The organism is Thioalkalivibrio sp. ALJ4 (assembly GCF_000377225.1).
Taxonomy (GTDB): domain Bacteria; phylum Pseudomonadota; class Gammaproteobacteria; order Ectothiorhodospirales; family Ectothiorhodospiraceae; genus Thioalkalivibrio.
The window spans coordinates 248,923-270,541 of the sequence record NZ_KB897917.1; the positions used below are offsets into that span (position 1 = coordinate 248,923).

Annotated in this window: 22 protein-coding genes; 19 read left to right on the plus strand and 3 right to left on the minus strand. The window is 66.7% G+C overall.

Translation table 11 applies throughout. The annotated features are described in order from the left end of the window. A complete protein-coding gene (gene ppsA, locus C936_RS0101225; protein ID WP_018174953.1) occupies positions 1-2,361 on the minus strand; it encodes a phosphoenolpyruvate synthase in 2,361 nt (786 codons plus the stop codon). 152 nt (positions 2,362-2,513) lie between these two features. On the opposite strand from ppsA, the gene C936_RS0101230 reads away from it, so the two are divergent. From C936_RS0101230 to C936_RS0101275, 10 genes are all read left to right on the plus strand, one after another. Then, positions 2,514-3,008, plus strand: a complete 495-nt coding sequence (locus C936_RS0101230) for an ATP-dependent zinc protease (RefSeq protein ID WP_018139442.1) — start codon at positions 2,514-2,516, stop codon at positions 3,006-3,008. After that, complete coding sequence (locus C936_RS0101235) at positions 3,005-4,555, plus strand: inactive transglutaminase family protein (protein WP_012983792.1); 1,551 nt, start codon at positions 3,005-3,007, stop codon at positions 4,553-4,555. Before C936_RS0101230 ends, C936_RS0101235 begins: the two co-directional genes overlap by 4 nt. Before the next feature lies 1 nt (position 4,556). Next, on the plus strand, positions 4,557-5,612 hold the full coding sequence (locus tag C936_RS0101240; protein WP_018174954.1) for an alpha-L-glutamate ligase-like protein: 1,056 nt from the start codon (positions 4,557-4,559) through the stop codon (positions 5,610-5,612). Between the two features lie 62 nt (positions 5,613-5,674). Then, on the plus strand, positions 5,675-6,145 hold the full coding sequence (locus C936_RS0101245; protein ID WP_012983794.1) for a transcriptional repressor: 471 nt from the start codon (positions 5,675-5,677) through the stop codon (positions 6,143-6,145). A 5-nt stretch (positions 6,146-6,150) separates the two neighbouring features. After that, a complete protein-coding gene (locus tag C936_RS0101250; RefSeq protein ID WP_012983795.1) occupies positions 6,151-6,657 on the plus strand; it encodes a DNA-deoxyinosine glycosylase in 507 nt (168 codons plus the stop codon). Positions 6,658-6,784: 127 nt separating this feature from the next. Beyond that, positions 6,785-8,113 carry a hypothetical protein gene (locus tag C936_RS0101255; RefSeq protein ID WP_018174955.1) on the plus strand — a complete coding sequence of 443 codons (1,329 nt, stop codon included), beginning with the start codon at positions 6,785-6,787 and terminating at the stop codon, positions 8,111-8,113. Between the two features lie 83 nt (positions 8,114-8,196). Continuing rightward, positions 8,197-9,123 carry a metal ABC transporter substrate-binding protein gene (locus tag C936_RS0101260; RefSeq protein WP_018174956.1) on the plus strand — a complete coding sequence of 309 codons (927 nt, stop codon included), beginning with the start codon at positions 8,197-8,199 and terminating at the stop codon, positions 9,121-9,123. Between the two features lie 89 nt (positions 9,124-9,212). After that, complete coding sequence (locus C936_RS0101265) at positions 9,213-9,821, plus strand: ATP-binding cassette domain-containing protein (protein WP_018174957.1); 609 nt, start codon at positions 9,213-9,215, stop codon at positions 9,819-9,821. Continuing rightward, positions 9,811-10,581, plus strand: coding sequence for a metal ABC transporter permease (locus C936_RS0101270; RefSeq protein WP_018174958.1), 771 nt, complete (start codon positions 9,811-9,813; stop codon positions 10,579-10,581). The genes C936_RS0101265 and C936_RS0101270 overlap by 11 nt, the downstream gene beginning before the upstream one ends. 40 nt (positions 10,582-10,621) lie before the next feature. Further along, positions 10,622-11,482: a class I SAM-dependent methyltransferase gene (locus C936_RS0101275; protein ID WP_017925090.1), complete on the plus strand. Its 861-nt coding sequence runs from the start codon at positions 10,622-10,624 to the stop codon at positions 11,480-11,482. Positions 11,483-11,735: 253 nt separating this feature from the next. On the opposite strand, the gene folE2 is transcribed toward C936_RS0101275, so the two are convergent. After that, a complete protein-coding gene (gene folE2 / locus C936_RS0101280) occupies positions 11,736-12,680 on the minus strand; it encodes a GTP cyclohydrolase FolE2 (RefSeq protein ID WP_081616839.1) in 945 nt (314 codons plus the stop codon). A gap of 115 nt (positions 12,681-12,795) precedes the next feature. Between folE2 and dksA the strand changes: the two genes are divergently transcribed. The 7 genes from dksA (at position 12,796) to C936_RS0101310 (ending at position 17,795) form a co-directional block, all read left to right on the plus strand. Continuing rightward, positions 12,796-13,197 (plus strand): RNA polymerase-binding protein DksA, encoded by a 402-nt coding sequence (dksA, locus tag C936_RS0101285; RefSeq protein ID WP_018139451.1) that lies wholly within the window; start codon positions 12,796-12,798, stop codon positions 13,195-13,197. Positions 13,198-13,260: 63 nt separating this feature from the next. Next, a complete protein-coding gene (gene zigA, locus C936_RS0101290; protein ID WP_018174960.1) occupies positions 13,261-14,511 on the plus strand; it encodes a zinc metallochaperone GTPase ZigA in 1,251 nt (416 codons plus the stop codon). Continuing rightward, complete coding sequence (locus C936_RS14450; RefSeq protein ID WP_081616838.1) at positions 14,508-15,155, plus strand: DUF1826 domain-containing protein; 648 nt, start codon at positions 14,508-14,510, stop codon at positions 15,153-15,155. The genes zigA and C936_RS14450 overlap by 4 nt, the downstream gene beginning before the upstream one ends. Positions 15,156-15,363: 208 nt before the next feature. Continuing rightward, complete coding sequence (locus tag C936_RS14875; RefSeq protein ID WP_155988202.1) at positions 15,364-15,789, plus strand: hypothetical protein; 426 nt, start codon at positions 15,364-15,366, stop codon at positions 15,787-15,789. 19 nt (positions 15,790-15,808) lie between these two features. After that, positions 15,809-16,777 carry a YafY family protein gene (locus C936_RS0101300; protein WP_018174962.1) on the plus strand — a complete coding sequence of 323 codons (969 nt, stop codon included), beginning with the start codon at positions 15,809-15,811 and terminating at the stop codon, positions 16,775-16,777. Beyond that, the gene (locus C936_RS0101305) at positions 16,777-17,307 is read left to right on the plus strand and encodes an MOSC domain-containing protein (protein WP_018174963.1); all 531 of its coding nucleotides are present in this window, start codon (positions 16,777-16,779) and stop codon (positions 17,305-17,307) included. The genes C936_RS0101300 and C936_RS0101305 overlap by 1 nt, the downstream gene beginning before the upstream one ends. Positions 17,308-17,381: 74 nt before the next feature. Next, complete coding sequence (locus C936_RS0101310) at positions 17,382-17,795, plus strand: HIRAN domain-containing protein (protein WP_018139456.1); 414 nt, start codon at positions 17,382-17,384, stop codon at positions 17,793-17,795. Positions 17,796-17,819: 24 nt separating this feature from the next. Here the strand turns inward: C936_RS0101310 and C936_RS0101315 are convergent, their stop codons facing one another. Continuing rightward, positions 17,820-19,187, minus strand: coding sequence for an NAD-dependent succinate-semialdehyde dehydrogenase (locus tag C936_RS0101315; RefSeq protein ID WP_018174964.1), 1,368 nt, complete (start codon positions 19,185-19,187; stop codon positions 17,820-17,822). A gap of 107 nt (positions 19,188-19,294) precedes the next feature. Here C936_RS0101315 and C936_RS0101320 point away from each other — a divergent pair, with 107 nt between their 5' ends. Together C936_RS0101320 and C936_RS0101325 are read left to right on the plus strand one after the other, a co-directional pair. Further along, positions 19,295-20,257: a complex I NDUFA9 subunit family protein gene (locus tag C936_RS0101320; protein WP_018174965.1), complete on the plus strand. Its 963-nt coding sequence runs from the start codon at positions 19,295-19,297 to the stop codon at positions 20,255-20,257. 16 nt (positions 20,258-20,273) lie between these two features. Continuing rightward, on the plus strand, positions 20,274-21,506 hold the full coding sequence (locus C936_RS0101325; protein WP_018174966.1) for a multifunctional CCA addition/repair protein: 1,233 nt from the start codon (positions 20,274-20,276) through the stop codon (positions 21,504-21,506). Positions 21,507-21,619 lie beyond the last annotated feature (113 nt).

A 21,619-nucleotide genomic window follows, 5' to 3' on the forward strand; every position in this document is an offset into this window, starting at 1 on the left:
CTATCCCCTTACCTTTGCCAGTTGCTCCCAGGTGGAGAGTAGTGCATCCGGGTTCAACGACAAGGAATCAATGCCCTCGTCCATCAGCCACGCGGCCATCTCGGGGTAGTCGGACGGGGCCTGCCCGCAGATCCCGACGTACTTGTCGGCATCCTTCGCGGCCCGGATCGCCATGGTCAGCAACGCCTTCACCGCATCGTCGCGCTCGTCGAAGGAATCCGCCACCAGGCCGGAGTCACGATCGACCCCGAGCGTGAGCTGGGTCAGGTCGTTGGAGCCGATCGAGAAGCCATCGAAGTGCTCCAGGAAGCGTGCCGCCAGCAGGGCGTTCGAGGGGATCTCGCACATCATCACGACCTTCAGGCCGTTCTCGCCGCGGCGCAACCCCTCCTCGCCGAGCACGCGGATCACGTCCTCGGCCTCGGTCAGCGTGCGCACGAAAGGGACCATGATCTGCACGTTCTCGAGCCCCATCTCCTCGCGTACACGACGCAGGGCCTCGCACTCCATCGCAAAGGCCGGGCGGAAGGTGTCGGAGCGATAGCGCGAGGCGCCGCGGAACCCGAGCATCGGGTTCTCCTCCTCCGGCTCGTAGCCCGAACCCCCGATCAAATGGGCATATTCGTTGGACTTGAAGTCCGACAGGCGCACGATCACCGGCTCCGGTGCGAAGGCCGCAGCCAGCGTGGCAATGCCCTCGGACAGCTTGCGCACGAAGTACTCGCGCGGGCCGTCGTCAAACCCGCGCAGGCGCTCGGCGATGCGCTCCTGCACATCGGCATCCAGCCGCCCCGGGTCCTCGGCATAGTCCAGCAACGCCAGGGGGTGCACGCCGATGGTGCCGTTGATGATGAACTCCAGCCGTGCGAGCCCGATCCCGGCATGCGGCAGCTGGGAGAAGGCGTAGGCACGCCCCGGGTTGGCCACGTTCAGCATCAGCTTGACGGGCAGCTCCGGCAGCTCGCCGACATCGGCCTTCTTGACCGAATAGTCGAGCCGCCCGGCGTAGACATGACCATCGTCACCCTCGGCACAGGAGACGGTGGCCTCCATGCCATCGGACAGGGCCTCGGTCGCATCGGCGCAGCCGACCACCGCCGGGATGCCCATCTCGCGGGCAATGATCGCCGCGTGGCAGGTGCGCCCGCCGCGATTGGTCACGATCGCGGCGGCGCGCTTCATCACCGGTTCCCAGTCCGGGTCGGTCATGTCCGCCACCAGGATGTCGCCCTCCTCCATGGTGTGCATGGAATCCGGGGAGTCCAGCACACGGACGACCCCGGCACCGACCTTCGAGCCGATCGCCCTGCCGGTGACCAGCGGCGTCTCGCTGTGCGGGGCCAGCTCGTAGCGCTCGCCCGCACCGAGCTCGACGCGGCTCTCCACCGTCTCCGGGCGCGCCTGCACGATAAACAGCTCGCCAGTCTCGCCGTCCTGGGCCCATTCGATATCCATGGGCCGGCCATAGTGCTGCTCGATCGCGACCGCAAAGCGACCCAGCTGCTCGGCATCGGCGTCGCTGAGGCAGAAGCGCTCGCGCAGGTCCCGCGGCGTGTCTTCGGTGCGCGTGCCACCCTCGTCCAGGACCATGCGGACAGCCTTGGTGCCTAGGGTGCGACCGATGATCGCGCGCTTGCCCGCCGCCAGTGCCGGCTTGTAGACCTGATACTCGTCCGGGTTCACCGCGCCCTGCACGACGGTCTCGCCAAGACCCCAGGCGCCAGTGATGAACACCGCGTCGCGAAACCCGCTCTCGGTGTCGAGGGTAAAGATCACCCCGCTCGCCCCGACATCGGAACGCACCATGCGCTGCACGCCGGCGCTGAGGGCCACCTCGTCGTGGGCAAAGTTGTTGTGCACCCGGTAGGCAATCGCGCGGTCGTTGTAGAGGCTGGCGAAGCACTCGCGCAAGCGCGCAAGCAGCGCATCGATACCGCGCACATTCAGAAACGTCTCCTGCTGTCCGGCAAACGAGGCCTCGGGGAGATCCTCGGCGGTGGCCGATGAGCGCACGGCGACGGGCACGTCATCGCCCAGTTTGCCGTAGTGCTCGCGCACCGCCTGTTCCAGTTCGTCCGGCAGTGGCGCCGCCTCGATCCAGCCGCGCACCTCGCGCCCCGCCTCGCGCAGGGCCTCGATGTCGTTGATGTCGAGATCGGCCAGGCGCGCCTTGATCCGGGCAGCGAGGTTCTCGTGCTCCAGATGCGCACGGAAGGCGTCGGCCGTGGTCGCGAACCCGCCGGGCACGCGCACGCCAGCCCGCCCCAGCTCGCGCAGAAGCTCGCCCAGGGAGGCGTTCTTGCCGCCCACCCTGGCCACATCGTCCATATTCAGCTCGTCGAGATCGACTACCCAGCGCATCGCGCCTCCCAAGAAGGTTTGTGAACTGTCTAACATGGGCCGTGACGCCTCTGGGATACACTAGGATCCATTTTGTCCCCCATACCCGAGGAGGCCCCGTGTCCATACGCCCAACCCTTCCGTCCAGCTTAACGAAAACCGCTTTCGGGGGAATGCTGCTGGGCCTGGCCCTTGCCCTGGCCCCAGTACACGCGAAGGAAGATCCGTCATCCCTGGCCATTCTGGGCACCGTCGAAGATGTCGAGATCGTGGGCGAGGGGATTGTGCTGGAGGCGCGCCTGGACACGGGGGCGACATCATCGTCCCTGAACGCACTCAACAAGGAAAAGTTCGAGCGCGACGGCGAGGACTGGATCCGCTTCGATGTCATCGACCCGGATGACGACGACGCCTATATCACCCTGGAACGCCCGGTCGAGCGCATCGTCCGTATCCGCCGCCACAGCGGCGAGAGCCAGGAGCGCCCGGTAATCGCGATGGAGTTCTGCATCGGCGACCAGCGCATCAAGGGCGACACGACCCTCATCGACCGCACTAACCTCACCTATCAGGCCCTCATTGGCCGCACGCACCTGGCCGGGCATATTCTGGTCGACTCCGGGGCCGAACATACCTACGCGCCCGACTGCGGAGACGACGATTCGTGAGACGTTTTCATCTCCCGATCCTGATCGTGCTGTTGAGCACGATCGGGCTCGGGATCTTTGCGTACAAGGTCATCGCCCTGGACATGCCCGTCATGCCCGGGGCATCGGCCGAGACCTGGCAGGTTGAAGCACGCGTTCGCTATCAGCCCACCGGCGGTGCGGCCAACGTGCAGCTGCGCATCCCGGATCGCCTGCCCAATTTCGCCATCCTGGATGAAGGCTTCGTCTCGCGCGGCTATGGCCTGAATACGCTGCGCGGCCAGGACGACCGCATTGCCCAATGGACCACACGGCAGCCGCGCGGAGAACAGGTGCTGTACTACCGGGCGACCCTCTACCGCGACAGCGATGACCGCTCGGACGCTGACTACCCAGGCCCCGTCGGGGCCCCTGAATGGACCGAGCCCTACCGCTCCGCAGCGGATGCGCTGATCGAGGACGTCCGCAGCCGATCTTCGGATATTCAGACCTTCGCCTCGGTGCTGGTCAATGACCTTGCCCACGCCGCGCCCGCATCGAATGCCGCGGTATTCGCCGATGACGGCAGCGACCGCGTGCAACGCAGCCAGACCCTGATCGAACTCCTGGCCACGGCCCGGATTCCCGCGCGCATGGTCACCACGTTGCACCTGCGCGACGGGCGCCGCGACATACGCCCGGAAACCTGGATCGAGGTCCACAACACGCGGCGCTGGGTGCCCATTCACCCGCTGTCGGGCGAGATCGAATACCCGGACGATGTGGTCGTCTGGGCCCATGGGTCCGCGCCCCTGCTGGAGGTCTCCAACGGACGCGACGCCGAGGTCCGCTTTGCCGTCTCGCGGGGCGTACAGGACGCCCTGACCACTGCCCAGCGATTCGGCGAGACCGTCAACGCCCAGTTGATGGAGTTCTCCACCCTGAATCTCCCGCTGGGGACCCAGAACACCTACCGCGTGCTGCTCATGGTCCCCCTGGGGGCCATGATCATCGTGTTCCTGCGCAACGTGATCGGCGTCCAGACATTCGGCACGTTCATGCCGGTGCTGATCGCGCTGTCCTTTCGCGAGACGCAGCTGCTGGCCGGGATCATCCTGTTCACCCTGATCGTGTCGCTCGGCCTGGCCGTGCGCTTCTATCTCGAACACCTGCGATTACTGCTCGTGCCACGACTGGCGGCAGTGGTCAGCGTGGTCATCATGCTGATGCTCGGGATCAGCATCCTTTCGCACCAGTTGGGGTTCGAGCGGGCGCTCGCGCTGTCGCTGTTCCCGATGGTCATCCTGGCCATGACGATCGAGCGCATGTCCGTGGTCTGGGAAGAACACGGTCCATCGGACGCGATCACCCAGGGCATCGGCAGCCTGGCCGTGGCCGCCGCCGCCTATGGGCTGATGGCCAATCGCCACCTGGAACACCTGTTGTTCGTATTCCCCGAACTGCTGCTGGTACTGCTGGCGATGACCCTGCTGCTCGGGCGCTACACGGGCTATCGCCTGAGCGAGCTGTTCCGTTTCGGCCGCATGCAGGAGGCCATGCAGCCCTCCAGACGCTCGGAGGATCGCTAGCATGGGCTGGCTGCCACGCTTCGTGCTCCCACGGACCCTGCGCGAGCAGGGCATTGTGGGGATGAACGCGCGCAACGCCCGCTTCATCGCCCAGTACAACCACCGACGGTTCTACCCGCGGGTGGACGACAAGCTGGAGACCAAGCGCCTCGCCCTGGATGCCGGCCTTTCGGTGCCCGAACTCTACGGGGTCGTCCGTTCGCATCACGAGATTCGCAAACTCGAGCGGCTGCTGCGCGCCTATCCCGACGGCTTCGTGATCAAGCCGGCGCACGGGGCCGCCGGCGACGGCATCCTGGTCATTACCGGCTGGCGCGGGGATCGGCTGCGGCGCGCCAGCGGTCGCACGATGGAGATGAACGAGCTGCACGACCACTGTTCCAACATCCTCTCCGGGATGTACAGCCTGGGCGGACGTCCCGACGTCGCGATGGTCGAGCAGCGGGTCCGGTTCTCCTCGGCCTTCGACCAGATCACCTATCGTGGCGTGCCCGACATCCGGACCGTTGTCTACCGGGGGTACCCGGTCATGGCCATGATGCGCCTGCCCACCCAGGACTCCGACGGCAAGGCCAACCTGCACCAGGGTGCGGTCGGCACCGGGATCGACCTAGCTTCCGGCAGGACCATCGGCGGCGTGCAGCACAACCGGCCCATCTGGGAACACCCCGACACCGAACACTCGATTGTCGGGCTGGAAATCCCCGGCTGGAATGAACTGATGCAGCTGGCGTCAGGCTGTTACGAACTGAGCAAACTGGGCTATCTGGGCGTGGACGTCGTGATCGATCAGGACCGCGGCCCCCTGATTCTCGAACTCAATGCCCGCCCCGGGCTTGCGATCCAGATCGCCAATGGCGAGGGACTGGAGAGCCGGCTGCTCGCGGTGGACGCGCACCTGGTCGGGCGCGACGGCACCGAACCGCCCGAGCAGCGCGCGCGCTGGGCAGCCGGGGTCTTTGCGCGTCACGAAGCGACGCAAGCGGCGCCTGCGGATGCCACCTCGGCCACCCCCGCGGCGCAAGACGCAGATTCAACAGAGATCGAGCGGCGCTAGCGAGGCAGGGGCCCTCGACCAACGCCGAGAGGCCCGAGCCACTTTCCGCTATCCTAGGCCCCATGACCTCGACAGCGCATTCCCACAGTCCGGCAGATATCGACCAGGCACTGGCGGACGCCGAGCGTGTCTGCACCCGACGCGGTGCGCGGCTGACCGAGCAGCGCCGCCGCATCCTCGAACAGATCCTGCGCACCGACGGCGTGATCAAGGCCTACGACCTGATCCATGCGCTGTCCTCGGATGACCACAGCATCAAGCCACCAACGGTCTACCGGACCCTGGCCTTCCTGCTGGAGCAGGGCCTGATCCACCGCATCGAGAGCCTGAACGGCTTCGTCGCCTGTTCCCACCCGGGTGAGCGCCATGAATCCGCGCTGATGATCTGTGACGGCTGCGGCCAGATCACCGAGTTCCATACCCCGGAGCCAGCCACCCAGGCACTCGAAGCCCAGGCCACCGCCCAGGGCTTTGCGATCGACTCGCGCATGGTCGAGCTGCACGGGCACTGCGCGGACTGCCGTAACGCCTGACTGCCGTGCCCGCCACCCTCCAGGCATTTCCCCCGGTCCTGGACACCCGCACCCGCGCCGTCGTGCTGGGCAGCTTCCCCGGCGTAGCTTCCCTCCAGGCACAGGCGTACTACGCGAATCCGCGCAACCAGTTCTGGCCGATCATGGCCGCCATCCTCGGCGAGCCCTTCCCCGATCTTGAATACCCCGAACGTATCCAGCGCCTGCTCACGCACCGCATCGGCCTCTGGGATGTCTACGGCACCTGTCGGCGCGAGGGCAGCCTGGACAGCGCCATCCGTGCCGCCGTACCCAACGACCTCACGCGGCTGACACGGGAAGCGCCGGAACTGCGCCTCGCCCTGCACAACGGCGCGGAAAGCGCACGCCGTCTGCACGAAACCCGGGCACTCGGCGTCGAGGCCCTGCGCCTGCCATCGACCAGTCCGGCCAACGCCCGCTGGAGCTTCGAGGCCAAGCTCGAGGTCTGGGCCAAAGCCCTGACAAGCGTCGGGATTCCCAGGCACCTGTAGTCCCTCCGGCCGCCGTCGGGGTTGCGCCCCAGAACGTTATCTTATAACGTGACATCGTCGTGTAACGATATAACAATTTATTCACGCCGAGGCCTTCGGCGTGTCTATACATGTTTGGGAGTCCGTCATGCCGCACAACACACACCTGCTCCGTCCCGCCCTGGGCGGACTGACCGCCCTGGCACTCGCCGTGCCGACCGCCGCCACCGCCCAGCAGTGGGAGACGCGCGCGGGAGACCGCAACTGGGGGCTGGATATCTCATTGATCCTGGAAGGGGTCTACTACAACGAGATGTCCCGCGGTATCAGCGACCCAGCCGGCTTCGATGACGGCCATGACCATGGGCACGACCACGGAAACGGGCATGACCACGGGTTCGACGACGGCTTCAACCTCGGGCACAGCGAGCTGGTGTTCGAGGCCAACCTCGGCGATCTGTTCGATGGCGTGCTGATGATCGGTTTCGACGAGGACCATGTTGAAGTCGAAGAGGCCTACCTGACCACCCGAGCCCTGCCCGGCGGCTTCCAGGTCAAGGCAGGTAAATTCCTGTCGGACATCGGCTACATCAACAGCCGCCACGTCCATGACTGGGACTTCGTCGACCGCCCGCTGATCAACGAATATCTGTTCGGCGACCACGGACTGCAGGAAACTGGCGTTCAGGCCACCTGGCTCGCTCCGACCGAGACCTACATCCAGCTCGGGGTGGAACTGCTTCAGGGCGACAACAGCTTTATCCCCTATCAGGGCGGCGGCGGCACGCATACCACCAACGCCGGGGACGACATTCGATCCTCGTTCTCGGATGTCTCGGGACCCCGGCTCGTTACCGCATTCGCCAAGTTCGGCCCGGATCTGGGACCGGATCACGCCATGCAGTTTGGCGTCTCCGGCGGCTACGCAAACACCTGGCAGGAAGAGACCGAGCATGGCTCCGGCCTGGAGGAATGGGATGGCGATGCCTGGTTCGCCGGGCTGGACGCCGTCTACAAGTACAGCTCGGGCCGCGCCTACGGGCACGGCGACTGGCGGCTGCAGGGCGAGTACTTCTATCGCGAGATCGACGTCGACTACCAGCGTCGCGAAGACCAGACCACCATCGCCGGCAACGCCCAGGGTAGCGGCAAGGCGCGCCAGGATGGTCTCTATATCCAGGGGGTGTACGGCTTCGCCCCACGCTGGGAGGCCGGCCTGCGTTCCGAGGCCCTGGGCCTGACCAATCGCGGGCTGCCCACCAACGAAGGCAGCGAGCGCAACTTTGCGGAGCCCTCTTTTGGCACGAGCTACCGCCACTCCGCCCAGGTCACCTTCCGCCCCGTGGAGCCGGTATTCCTGCGCGCGCAGCTGTCGCAGAACGACTTCGTCGACGAGGACGGTGATCGCGACCGCGGGCTGGAATTCATGCTGCAGCTGAACGTGGCCCTCGGCGCGCACGGCGCCCACCGCTTCTGATCAGTATCGCGTCGTTCAGGGTCGGCAGGACCGTTGATGCCCTGTCGGCCCCATCCGTATCCCGAAATGACCAGGAGTCCCGCATGTCCTTTAGCAAGACTCGCACCCGTATCACCCGGACCCTCGCCGCCGTGGCCTCGGTGGCGGCACTCACCTTCATCCTGCTACCCGCGCAGGCAGCCGCCGGACTGAACATCGTGGCCACTACATCCAGCCTCGGTGCCCTGGCCCGCGAGATCGGAGGCGACGAGGCCGAGGTCCGCGTGCTCGCGCCGCCGGACCGCGACGCACATTACCTGGATGCCCGCCCCAGCTTCATGGCCGCCCTGCGCCGGGCCGACATGCTGCTGGAATTGGGCGCCGGTCTGGAAGAAGGCTGGCTGCCCGCCGCCCAGCGCGGCGCCAATAACCGTGCAATCAACTCGGGGCAGCCGGGCCACTTCCGCGCGGCCGACAAGGTCGAACTGCGCCGTTCCATCACCATGGACGGGCCGAACATGGGCCACGTGCACGAGGAGGGCAATCCGCATTTCAATGCCGACCCGTTGCGTATGGCCGAACTCGCCCTGGCACTGGGACAGCGCATGGGAGAACTGCGGCCGGATCACGCCGAGGCCTTCGTGCAGCGTGCAGAGGCAGCCGCCGAAAGCCTGCGCGAACACGCCGAGAAGCTGGCCGAGCGCGTGGAGCCTGACCAGCGCATCGTGGTCTACCACGAGGACCTCGACTATCTGGAAGAGTGGCTGCCAGTCGAGATCGTCGGCTATCTGGAACCGGCGCCGGGGATCCCGCCCACCGCGCGCCATCTGCGCAGCCTCGTGGACGATCTCGAAGGCACCGAGGGCACTGTCCTGTACGCCGAGTTCCAGCCGCCTCGCGGCGCGGAATTCCTGGAACGGAACCTGGGCTGGCCGACGCATGCCGTACCACTGGATCCGCCGGCGGACTCCGGCCTCGATGGCTACCTCGAACTGATGAGCACCTGGGCGCAGGCCCTGCCCCAGCGCTGAAGAAAGCAGAAGCCGCTGTCACGACGGGCCCGGAAAGCCACTTTCCGGGTCCGTTATCATTGGCCACCGCCCCATTCTTACGAACCTGCATGCCACCCGAGCCTGTCCCGCCCATCCTGCACTCCCAGTCGGCCCTCCTCGGGTTCGACCGTCCGGTGATCGGGCCTTTGTCCCTGGAGATCCCGGCAGGTGCCCGCTGGGCCCTGACCGGACCCAATGGGGTGGGCAAATCGCTACTGCTGAAAGCCATTACCGGACAGGCCCGCGTTCACGGCGGGCGTTTTGAACTCGCCCCCCGTACGCGACCCAGCCTGCTGGCTCAGGACCACGCCCGCCCGCAGCCCTGGCCCCTGTCTGGAGACGACTGGCTTCGCGCGATGGGGGCCAGCGTGCCCGAACATGAAGGAGTTCGGGCCCTGCTGAATCGGCGGCTGGACCGCTTGAGCGGCGGTCAGTGGCAACTTCTGCGTCTGGCCGCCGTGCTGACCAGCCGAGGTGAAGACTCGTCGGCGCAGCGGTTGATCCTGCTGGATGAACCCGCCAACCATCTGGATGCCGAGGTCCGTGCCGACGCGGTGGAACTGATCAAGGCGGTCCCGGCCGAGACGAGCTTGCTGATCACCAGCCACGACGATGACTTCCTGCAGGCGCTCGGCCTGGAGAACCATCCACTTGCGGAGTACCTGGATGCCGGGTGACCTGCTGCTGACACCCTTCATTGCCGGCGTGCTCGTCACCATGGTGCTGGCGCTCGCCGGGGCCGGTCTGCTCCTGCGCGGCTCGGTCTGGCAGGCGCTGGCCCTGGGGCAATGGGCAGCCGTGGGCGGGGTTCTCGCCTCGGTCCTGCACTGGCCGGTGCTGCCCGTGGCGCTGCTGCTGGGTGGCGGGATCATGGTGCTGCTGCAGCGCAGCCGGGATCGGGAGCGCCTGCCCCTGGCCGTTTTCCTCGCCGGCCTGGCAGCGGTCACGCTACTGGCCGCCAACTTTGCTCAGGCCAGCCTGGCGGCCGCTGCCTGGGCCGAAGGCCAGCTCTACTTTGCCGGCCCCAATGAGCTCTGGGCGGCGATCGGTCTGAGCCTGCTGACCCTCCTGATGGTCCCGGTGCTCCTCCGCGTATGGCTGCATGCGCAGATCGCACCGGATGTGTCGGCGGCAAGCAGGCCGGCTGTCTGGCAGCATCTCGGCGAAATCGTCTGGCTGGTCGCCGCTATCGTTCTGGGGAGCATGGTCCTGGGACTTCCGGCTGCACTGGCCACCCTGCTACTGCCGGCCTGGGGTGCAGCCTGGCTCGCACGCAACCTCACCGGGCTGGTGCTCTGGACGCAGGGCATCGCCCTGTTCGGGTTCCTTGTCGCCTGGACCATCAGCCTGCCGCTGGATCAGCCCTTCGCACCGGTGCTGGTCCTGGTCAACGTCATGCTCGCGCTCGGCGCCCGCCTCGCCGCCATGCTGCGCTGACCCGACGCGTTCCACCCCACCGCAAGCAACGACTGACGCCATGACATCCAACACCGCCCACTCGTCATCCATCAGTGCGAATGGCACTTCGCCGATTTTCCAGGCCATCGAGAAGGCGCAGGGCGACCAGCCCTGGGGCAGCTTTCTTGATGCCGGGACGGGTCGCAAGTCCATCGAGTGGATCAGTCGCCTGGACACCGAGCGCTGGACGGCGGTGACGGCCTCCCAGGAGATGGCGCGCACGACCCGCAAGGCAGCGGGCACGGCGCGGCGCCGGCAGGACCGCATCCTGGTCGGCAACTGGATGTCGGATCAGCTTCTGTTCGGTGAACGCTTTGACACGGTGCTGCTGGACTACTTTATCGGGGCCATCGAAGGTTTCGCGCCCTACTGGCAGGACCGCGCCCTGCACCGGTTGCGGCCGCACGTGGGCGACCGGCTGTATCTGGTGGGCGTCGAACCTTACGTGCTGGTGGAACCGAAAGATGAAGCCGGCGCGCTCGTGAGGGAGATCGGACGCCTGCGTGACGCCTGCCTGCTGATTGCGGGCAACCGGCCCTATCGCGAATACCCATCATCCTGGGTCATGCGCCAGCTTGGAATCGCGGGATTCCGGGTTCTGGATGTCCGCTATTTTCCCATCCACTATCGCGAACGGTTCGTCAACGGCCAGCTCGACCTGTGCCTGCGGCAGCTGCCGCATTTCAGCGACGAGGGTCTGGCCAAGGCCATGCACCACCAGATCGAGGTCCTGCGTGAACGCGCCCTGCCTTTGGCCCGCAGCCAGGAGGGGCTGAAACACGGCGCAGACTACCTGATCGTGGCCGAACCGATGGCCGACCGGCATCGCGGCCTGCACGACCCGCTGCAGCCTCATCAGACCCTCCCGAACCCGGAGTAGCCTCAAGCCGATACCGGCTCACCAAACGGCACACAGCCTTACTAACCGAGCATGTTGACACTAATACACAGTTGCGTATGATTCTCATTTAGATGCGCAGCCCGGACAGCTGTGTGTCGCCAGGACGAAAGGCGGCTTTCTGCCTTTGGTCTCTCCAACCTCCGTAAGCGTTGCCGCCGGATATGCAATCCGGCGGCTTTTTTATGCATCGTCGTCACCGCCAGGCATGCCGGTCCGCAGCGGGCCGACGGCTTCAGCGACGGTCGGTCACCCTTCGTTCAACACGGGCGACCGCGTCATGCGCATGCAGACTCTCGCGATGGCGAACGTGGATGCGATAGCCGCGGGCGGAGTACTCCGGGCGCAGGGTGCTGTCCAGGCGCCGTACGGCGCCTTCGCAGAACATCAGGTTACGGCCGTTGGCGAGCGCGAAGGCCTTCTCGTCGACACGCTTCACCGCCGTTTGCAGGGCTGTGCCCAGCGTCTGTTCCACACCATCGATCAGATCGGGCAGGGGCAGCGTCGATATCAGCGGATCCAGACCGACCGTAACGGTTGCCTCGCTGCGCTGGCTATGGGGCGTCGCGACAATCCCCTCGGCCCGGCCCAGCCATTCGCGCACGGTTGCCGCATCCACGGCCGCTCGCGTGAAGTCGCGGTCGAACTGCTCCTGGATCGCCTGCCGCGCCAGGGCGGCGGAGCAGGGACAGGTGGAGGAATAGCCCACCTGAACCTCCAGTTCCAGGGACACAGCCCCGGACTCGCTGCGTGCAGCGATCCGGAACGGGTAGCGCTTCCAGCCCGCGGCCGCACTGACCAGGGCCGGCCGTTCCAGCGGCAGCTCCCCGGCAAGACGGACCTCCGCCACGCTGGACAGGCCACCGTGCGAAGCCAGAAACGCCTCGAGCACATCACACAGCCGCGCAACGTCCAGCTCGCGGGACTCCAGCGGCCGCAGGGCCCTGTAGAGCCGTGACATATGGATACCGCGCGCGCCCGCGTCATCGAGGCTCACCCCCGCGCTGGCCCGGGCGACCACTGGATGGCCGGTCAGATACAGCGGAAGGGTGATGTCTTCCATACCCACCCAGTCGAGTGCGGAGGCGTGCGTAGCAGCCGACGCGGCAATATCCGGTAGCGGATCGGTCGCGGAGGTTTCCGTATCCGGTGAGACCGGAGACACACAGGTAGAGGACATAAGACACCTTGTTGCAGGCGGGTCGACCCCATCACAGGACGGTGGCCGATCCGTGTTGTCGGGGCTCAATCGAAACGTTATGGTATAACATTCTTAGCGCAACCGACGGAACCCCATGACCCGCGACGAACTGCTGGCCATGCCTGCCGAGGCCTACATGAGCGAGCCCCAGCTCGCGTACTTCCGCGAGCGCCTGCTCGAAATGCGCGACGAGATCCTGGCCGACATCGAGGGTGCCCGAGATGGGCTGCTCGACAACGAGCGCACCCCGGACGAACTGGACCGCGCGGCAATGGAGGAGTCCCGGCTCCTCTCCATGCGTGTACAGGAACGCGAGGGACGCCTGCTGCGAAAGATCGACCAGGCCCTGGATCGTATTCAGACCGGCGAATACGGCTACTGCGAAGTGAGCGGTGAACCCATCGGCCTGCCACGCCTGCTGGCGCGTCCCACGGCGACCCTCTGCATCGAAGTCAAGGAACGCCAGGAAAAGACCGAGCACGTAATCGTTCGCTGAGGCCGCATCCCCATTCGACTCGGGCGCGCTCCAGCGGCCCGAGCATTTCCCCTGGAGGTAGCAATGAAACGTCTTCCCGTCACCGTCCTCTCCGGCTTTCTCGGCGCCGGCAAGACCACGCTGCTGAACAACATCCTGCACAACCAGTCGGGGCTGCGCGTCGCGGTCATCGTCAACGACATGAGCGAGGTCAACATCGACAGCGCCCTGGTGCGCGGCGGCCAGGATGCCGTCACCCGTACCGATGCCCGCATGGTCGAGATGACCAACGGCTGCATCTGCTGCACGCTGCGGGACGACCTGCTGGTGGAGGTGCGCCGCCTCGCCGAATCCGGGCAATACGACTACCTGGTCATCGAATCCACCGGCATTTCCGAGCCCATGCCCGTGGCCGCCACCTTCGCCTTCCGCGACGAGAACGGTCAGTCCCTGGATGATGTCGCCCGCCTCGACACCATGGTGACCGTCGTCGACGCCGGCGCCCTGCTGAAGGACTATGCCTCCACCGATTATCTAGGGGATCGGGGTGAATCACTGGGCGAGGAGGACGAGCGCACCGTCGTCGACCTTCTGGTGGATCAAATGGAGTTTGCAGATGTCATCATCATCAACAAGGTGGACCGCGCGACGCCCGATGAACTCGCGACCGTTCGCGGCGTGGTCCGCGGCCTGAACCGCGAAGCGCATGTGATCGAGGCCACCCATGGCAACGTTCCCCTCGAACTGCTTCTGGGCACCGGCCACTTCGACTTCGACCGCGCATCGCAGGCCGCTGGCTGGGCGCAGGAGATGATGGGCGGACACACGCCGGAAACCGAGGAATACGGGATCTCGAGCATCGTGTATCGGGTGAATCGCCCGTTCCACCCGGCCCGCTTCTTTGACCTGCTGCACCAGGAGTGGCCCGGCGTGATCCGCAGCAAGGGCTGGTTCTGGCTGGCCTCGCGCCCGGACTGGGCCGGCACACTGTCGCAGGCCGGCGGCGCGTTGACGCATCACGCCGCCGGCTTCTGGTGGGCCGCCGTACCGCCGGAGAAACGTCCCACTAACGAGGACTGGTGGGACACGGCCATAGCGCCAGTATGGGACGAACGTTTCGGCGATCGCCGCCAGGAGATCGTACTGATCGGTATAAAAATGGACGCAGACGCCATGCGCCAGCGTCTCGATGCCTGCCTGCTCACCGACGACGAAATGGCGGCGGGCCCGCAGCAATGGCAGTACTTCGAGGACCCGTTTCCGGTCTGGCGCCTTTCGGACGAGCCCGAGGGATCGCCGGAAGAATCCCGGACCCGAGAGGTTTCATCCGCATGAGTCCGGAGAATCAACCCGCGAATCGCCCAGGGCCTTCCAGCCGTCACCGCTTCGTCGACCAGGCCCGGGAGCTCCTGGGCATCCACCGTGAAGAGGTCAATGCCCTGATCTGGAGGCGATCTCTGGGCCCAGCCCTGTCAACTCAGTCGGAAGCCCTGGCCAGTACCGAGCCGCGTATGCTGCTGGATACCCGCTGCCGTCCCGACCAGGTACGGCTCCGGCTCCTGGAAGCCACCGGACAGCCCCCATTCCAGGTCCATCTGCTGGGCCGGGACATTGAACATCTCGCCCATGCATTCGCCATCGTTGCGAGCGCGGTCAGCGTCAGGATTCAGCTCGAAGTCCTCGATCACCAGCCCTGCCCTTTGTTCCATGTGGACAACAATGTCCTTCGGATGTTGTGCACCTACGTCGGGCCCGGCACCGAGTACGCGGACGAGCGACACCTGAACCGCGAACGACTGCAACAGAACGACAACGAGGGCGTGCTAGGCGGGCGGTCTCCGTTAATCACCGAAGCTGGACAGGCCATCCTGATGAAGGGCAAACGCTACTCGTCGGAAAATGGGCGCGGTGCGGTGCATCGATCGCCCCCTATTCCCCCCGGCCAACGCCGCCTCGCGCTCCGTCTGGACTATCCATGACGATTGTCTCCGGTATCGCGCGGGGCCTGCCCCACTGAAACAACCTCCTGGGCGCGAGCGGCAGGAGCCGCAGCATCTCTCCCTTGGCAACCCGAGAGTCGGATGGGTCTGAATTTTTCACAAAAACCCGGAAAGCCACTTGACCCGTGCGCTGTCTTTCTTCAACCTTCAATTGCGAACGCTTCTCATTTCCTTTAGGAGGTCTCGGATGTTCACACTGGATGCCTGGCTGGAACGCACCCACCCTTCGCTGCGGATCATCGACAGCGCCTCACGCCGCGTCATCGCCGAGTGGCAGGGAGAGGAGCTGCACCACCTGTTCGAGTCCGGCACAGTCGCACCAGATGACTGCTGCGGGCCACGCTCTCGGGAGTCCGAACATGAAACGATTCGGGAGCTCATGCTGGAAGCATGCCTGGAAGGGCTGACCGTCTGTCGGCGCAATTCGCAACGCGAAGCTTCATCGACGTCGCCGTGCCCCCTTGCACAACTAACGGCCTGCGAAAACACACATCGCTCCGAACGCCGTGCACGAAACCTCCAGGTCATCGGCTCGACCGGGAGCGCTCCGACCCACCATCAAGCCCACAGCATTGCGAAAAGACCGCATTTACGCTTAGCGTTCCGAACATGACCGTCTCCCTGCTGACCCGGTGAACCGCGCCGAACGCATCTTTCATCTGCACCGCCTGCTGCAGGCGCGGCGCCCGCCGTCACTGGCGGACCTGATGGAACGGCTCGAGGTCTCGCGCGCCACCATCAAGCGCGACCTCGAGTACATGCGCGACTTCATGCAGGCGCCGATTGAGTACGACCCGCAGGCCAACGGCTACCGATATGGGCAGGACGCCCCGGCCTTCGAACTGCCGGGGCTGTGGTTCAACGAATCCGAATTGCTGGCGCTTCTGACCATGGAGCAGCTGCTGGAAGACGTGCAGCCGGGTCTGCTGGCACCCACGCTGGGTCCACTGAAGGGTCGCATCCGCGAGCTGCTCGCCAGCGGCGGACACCAGCCGGACGCCGTGCGTCGTCGCATCCGCATCCGGCCGCTGGCGCAACGGGTCGGGCGAAGCGAGGGTTTTCAGGCCGTGGCCGCCGCCACGCTGGACGAACAGCCAATCGCAATCGAGTACCACGGTCGCGCCCGCGACACCGCGACCCGGCGCGTCGTGCACCCGCAACGCCTGCTCTACTACCGCGACAACTGGTATCTGATCGCCTGGTGCGAGCAGGCACAGGACCTGCGCACCTTTGCCCTGGAACGCATCCGTTCGTCAGCCCCGGCCGAGGGCACCTACCGCGATATTGACGAGTCCACGCTGGATGCCCACACCGGCGCGGCCTTCGGCATCTTCACCGGTCCCGCGCAGGGATGGGCGGTGCTGCGCTTCACCCCGGAACACGCGCGCTGGGTCGCGGACGAGACCTGGCACCCGGACCAGACCGGCCACTTCGAAGGCGAGCACTACCATCTGCGAGTCCCCTTCGGGGATCCCACCGAGCTGATCCAGGAGATCCTGCGCCACGGCGCCGGGGTCGAGGTCCTGGCCCCCGAAACCCTGCGCGCCCGCGTCGCCGCCACGCTGCACGAGGCCGCTGCGCAATACCCGGCTTCGTCCTGATGCTGCGCCGTTGGCTGGCCCACCGCAAATCCACCACCGCCTCCGGCCGACTGGAGGCGATCTGGATCGCCGACCAGGCCGGCGCACCCATGTGCGAGCGCGCCGCCGTGGATGTCACCGAAGCGGGCCTGACCGGAGATCGCTACGCCACCGGACATGGCCACTGGCACACGGTGGAAGCCTGCCCCGTCACCCTCATCTGCAGCGCCGAGATGGAGCGCGCCACGCGACGGGCGCGCCGCCTGCGCCAGCCCGCAACCCCGGTGCCCGGCGACCACCGCCGCAACCTCGTGGTCAGCGGCCTCCGACGCAGCCCGCGCGCGGGGATCCTGCGCATCGGTGCCGTGCGTTTCGCCATCACCCGGCCGCGCCCGCCCTGCGGCTGGCTCAACCAGGTGGTCGGCTACAACCTCGCGGGGGCCCTGCGCCAGGACAGCGGTATCTGCCTGCGGCCCCTGGGGCCGGGCACCATTCGGCGTGGCGACACCGTGCACTGGGAAGCCGCCCAGGGGCATTCAAGAGGTGATTAACGGGGGTGGCTCATTCTGTGAGCCACCCCCAGTGCTACAACGGACCCCAAGATCCAGACCACAGGGAGTCCGAAATGCCGAACAAGACCCAGCAGGCCCGCCCGATCCCCACCCTGCGCGGCTACTACGCCAAGCGCGGGCGCTACAGCGCCACCGCCACCACCGAGGAACTGCTGCAGACCATCCCGCTGGCCGGCTTTCGCCACCACGATGCGCCGAAGCTGTGGAACGCCCTGAAGCGCGGCCAGGCCCTGACCCTGCGCCGGGAGCGGCTGAACCCCCACGACGACAAGGCCGTCGCCATCGACTGGGTCGACCACCAACTCGGCTACCTGCCACGGGACCGCAACGGCCTGGCCGCCGAGCTGCTGGACCGCGACGAGCCCCTGGTGGCCCGCATCCTGGAAAAGCGTGATCACGCCGACCGCCACAGCCGCCTGGAACTCGGCCTGTACCGCGCCCGCCCCCGGAGTGCTCCCGCGCACTAGAGGACGCTCCTGGCCAGGGTGGTGCTATCCCACCCAGATCGTCTTGGCGTTCTGGAACTCCCGGATGCCAAGTTCGGAGAGTTCGCGGCCGTAGCCCGAGTCCTTGACCCCACCGAAGGGCAGGCGCGGGTCGCTCTTGACGATGCCGTTGACGAAGGCGCAGCCGCATTCCAGGCGCCGGGCCAGGACCTCGCCACGTACCGGGTCGGCGGTCCAGACACTGCCGCCCAGACCGAAACGCGAACGATTGGCGAGCGTGATCGCGTGATCCGCGTTGCGTGCGCGGGTCACCGCGGCGACCGGGCCAAAGGTCTCCTCGTCGAAGGCGGGCATACCCGGTTCGACCGCGTCCAGCAGCGTGGGCGGGTAGAAGTAGCCCGCCCGCTCGAGCGGCTCGCCGCCGGTAACGAGCCGCGCGCCGGCGGCGACACTGCGCCGGACCTGGTCGTGCAGCTCGTCACGCAGGTCGTCGCGCGCCAGCGGCCCGATATTCGTGTCGTCGCTCATCGGGTCGCCGATTACCAGCGCCTCGATGGCCGCCCGGAATCGCTCCACAAAGGCGTCCGCGATCGATTCCTCGACGATGAAGCGCTTGGCGGCGATGCAGGTTTCACCGTTGTTCTGGAAACGCCCGCGCACCGCCTGCTCGACGGTATGGTCGAGGTCGGCGTCCGCCAGCACGACGAAGGCATCCGAGCCGCCCAGCTCCAGCACCGAGGTCTTGAGCGCCTTGCCGGCAGCCGCGCCCACCGCGCGCCCGGCCCTTTCCGATCCCGTCAGGCTCACGCCCTGCACGCGGGTATCGGCAATGATGCCCTCTACCGCGTCCGACCCGACCGGCAGGTTCTGGAACACGCCTTCGGGCAGACCGGCTTCAGTGAACACACGCTCCAGGTGCTCGGCGCAGCCTGGGACATTGGAGGCATGCTTGAGTAGCACGGTGTTGCCGGCAAGGGTCGCCGGGAGCGCCTGACGAAAGGCCTGCCAGTAGGGGAAGTTCCAGGGCATGACCAACAGGACGGTGCCCAGTGGCTGCCAGGCGATGAACGATCGGCTCGCGTCCGAGGCGATCATCGTGTCCCGGAGAAAGTCCGGACCGCGATCGGCATAGTACTCGCAGCCATTCGCACACTTGTCGACCTCGGCACGTGCCTCGACCAGGCGCTTGCCCATCTCCTGAGTGGCAGTGCGCGCCAGCGCCTCGCGCTGATCCCGCAGCACGGCAGCCAGATCGCGCAGGCACTGGGCCCGTACCGAAGCCGGATGCGCCGCCCAGTCCTGCTGGGCGCTGGCCGCCCGCGCCAGCGCGGCCTCCAGGGCCTCGGGACCCATCCGCGGGTACCGGGCCAGTGTTTCGCCAGTGGCGGGATTGATCGCGGTCAGGTCGGTCATGTCGAGGCCTCTGAAGTTTAAAGGGCGCTTGCGGAACCCGGTTTGAAGATTGACAGTCACCCGAGTATAAGACCAGCCCCACTGGCTTTCGGAAGGACCTTGGGACCATGTCGATTGATTCGATTCGCTCTGTCTGCCTCCTCGGCGGCACCGGCTTTGTCGGCCACCAGATCATCCGCCGCCTGATCGATCGCGGTATCCGCGTGCGCGTGCTGTCGCGGCGCCCGCACCGCCACCGTGACCTGCTGGTGAACCCCGAGGTCGATCTGGTCGAGGGCAGCGCCCACGACCCGGCCACGCTGGAGCGCGTCTTTGCGGGGCAGGACGCGGTGATCAACCTGGTCGGCATCCTGAACGAGCGCGGCCGCAACGGCTCGGGCTTTCGCGCCGCGCATGTGGAACTGACGCAGAAGGCCCTGGCGGCCGCCGAAAGCTGCGGGGTGCGCCGCTTCCTGCAGATGAGCGCGCTGAAGGCCGACATGGAGAACCCGCCCAGCCACTACCTGCGCACCAAGGGCGAGGCTGAACAGCTGGTATTCGCCTGCGATGCGTTCCCGGTCACGGTGTTTCGTCCGTCGGTGATCTTCGGGCGCGACGACTCCTTCCTGAACCGCTTCGCCACCCTGCTGAAGATCTCGCCGTTCATGCCGCTGGCAAGGGCGGACGCGAAGTTCGCGCCCGTCTACGTGGGCGATGTCGCCGAGCATTTCGTGGATGCCCTGGAGGATCCGGAGACCTTCGGCGAGGGCTTTGAGCTGTGCGGTCCGCAGACCTACAGCCTGGAAGAGCTGGTGCGCTATGTCGGCCGCCTGATCGGCCACCGCCGCCCGGTCATCGCGCTCCCCGACTGGGCCGGAAAGCTGCAGGCCAGCGTGTTCGAGTTCGTGCCCGGCAAGCCGCTGTCGCGCGACAACTTCGCCTCGCTGACCATCGACAGCGTCTGCGAGGGTGAGTCGCGTCTGCCCTGCCCGACGCGCCTCGAGGCGATCGCCCCGGAGTACCTCGGTGGCGGCATCGAGGCACGCAAGCAGGCCCTGCGCACCCATACCCGCGAGGTCGACCGCGGCTAGCGGCCGCGCGGGCGTCATGCAGACCTATCTCGTCGGGGGCGCGGTGCGCGACCGGCTGCTGGGGCGCCCGGTGCATGAACGCGACTACGTGGTGGTGGGCTCCACGCCCGAGGCCATGGAGGCTGCCGGCTTCCGCCCGGTGGGGCGGGATTTCCCGGTCTTTCTGCACCCCGAGACGCACGAGGAATATGCGCTGGCGCGCACCGAGCGCAAGACCGCGCGCGGCTACCACGGCTTCCAGTTCAATGCCTCGCCCGAGGTCACGCTGGAGGCCGACCTCGAACGGCGTGACCTGACCATCAACGCGATGGCGGAGGACGCCGACGGCCATCTGATCGACTGCTACAACGGCCAGACCGACCTCGAGGCGCGCGTGCTGCGTCACGTCTCGCCCGCCTTCGCCGAGGACCCGGTGCGACTGCTGCGCGTGGCCCGCTTTGCCGCACAACTGAAGCCATGGGGCTTTCGGGTCGCCGATGACACGCGGGAACTGATGCGCGAGCTGGTCACCTCCGGCGAGGTCGATGCGCTGGTACCGGAACGCGTCTGGGCCGAGTGCGAAAAGGCCCTGAAGAGCCCGGCCCCGCGCCGCTTCATCGAGGTGCTGCGCGAGGCCGGGGCGCTGGCCCGCCTGTTCCCCGAGATCGAATGCCTGTTCGGCGTCCCGCAGCCGGCGCGCTACCACCCGGAGATCGATACCGGCGTGCATACCCTGATGGTGCTGGACCAGGCCACCCGCCTGTCCGAGTCCCCGGAGGTCCGCTTCGCTGCGCTGGTCCACGACCTCGGCAAGGGCAACACCGACCCCGAGATCCTGCCCAGCCACCACGGCCACGAGGAGCGCGGGGTCGTACTGATCCGCGCACTGGCCGAGCGCCTGCGCATCCCCAACCGCTACCGCGAACTGGCCGTGCGGGTCGCGCGCTATCACGGACTGGTGCACCGGGTCTTCGAGCTGCGCCCGAAGACGGTGATGAAACTCGTAGACGGGCTCGATGCCCTGCGCCGGCCGGACAACGTCGAGCCCTTCCTGCTCGCGGTGGAGGCAGATTTTCGCGGGCGCACCGGCTGGCAGGACAAACCCTATCCCCAGGCCGATGCGGTGCGCCGCGCCGTGGCGGCCGCGCAGGGGGTCGACGTCCAGACCCTGATGGCCGAGGGGCACAAGGGCAAGGCCCTCGGCGAGGCCCTGGAACGTGCGCGTATCCGGGCGATCGAGGATGCCCTCCACACCGCCCCGAACCCGTAGGAGGCCAGCCCTCTGGCCGATCGGCTGTCGGTCCGGGCCCATCGGCCAGAGGGCTGGCCTCCTACAGCAACTTGCCTGGACGAGCGTGCGAACGTACTCTTTCGCCGCTATTG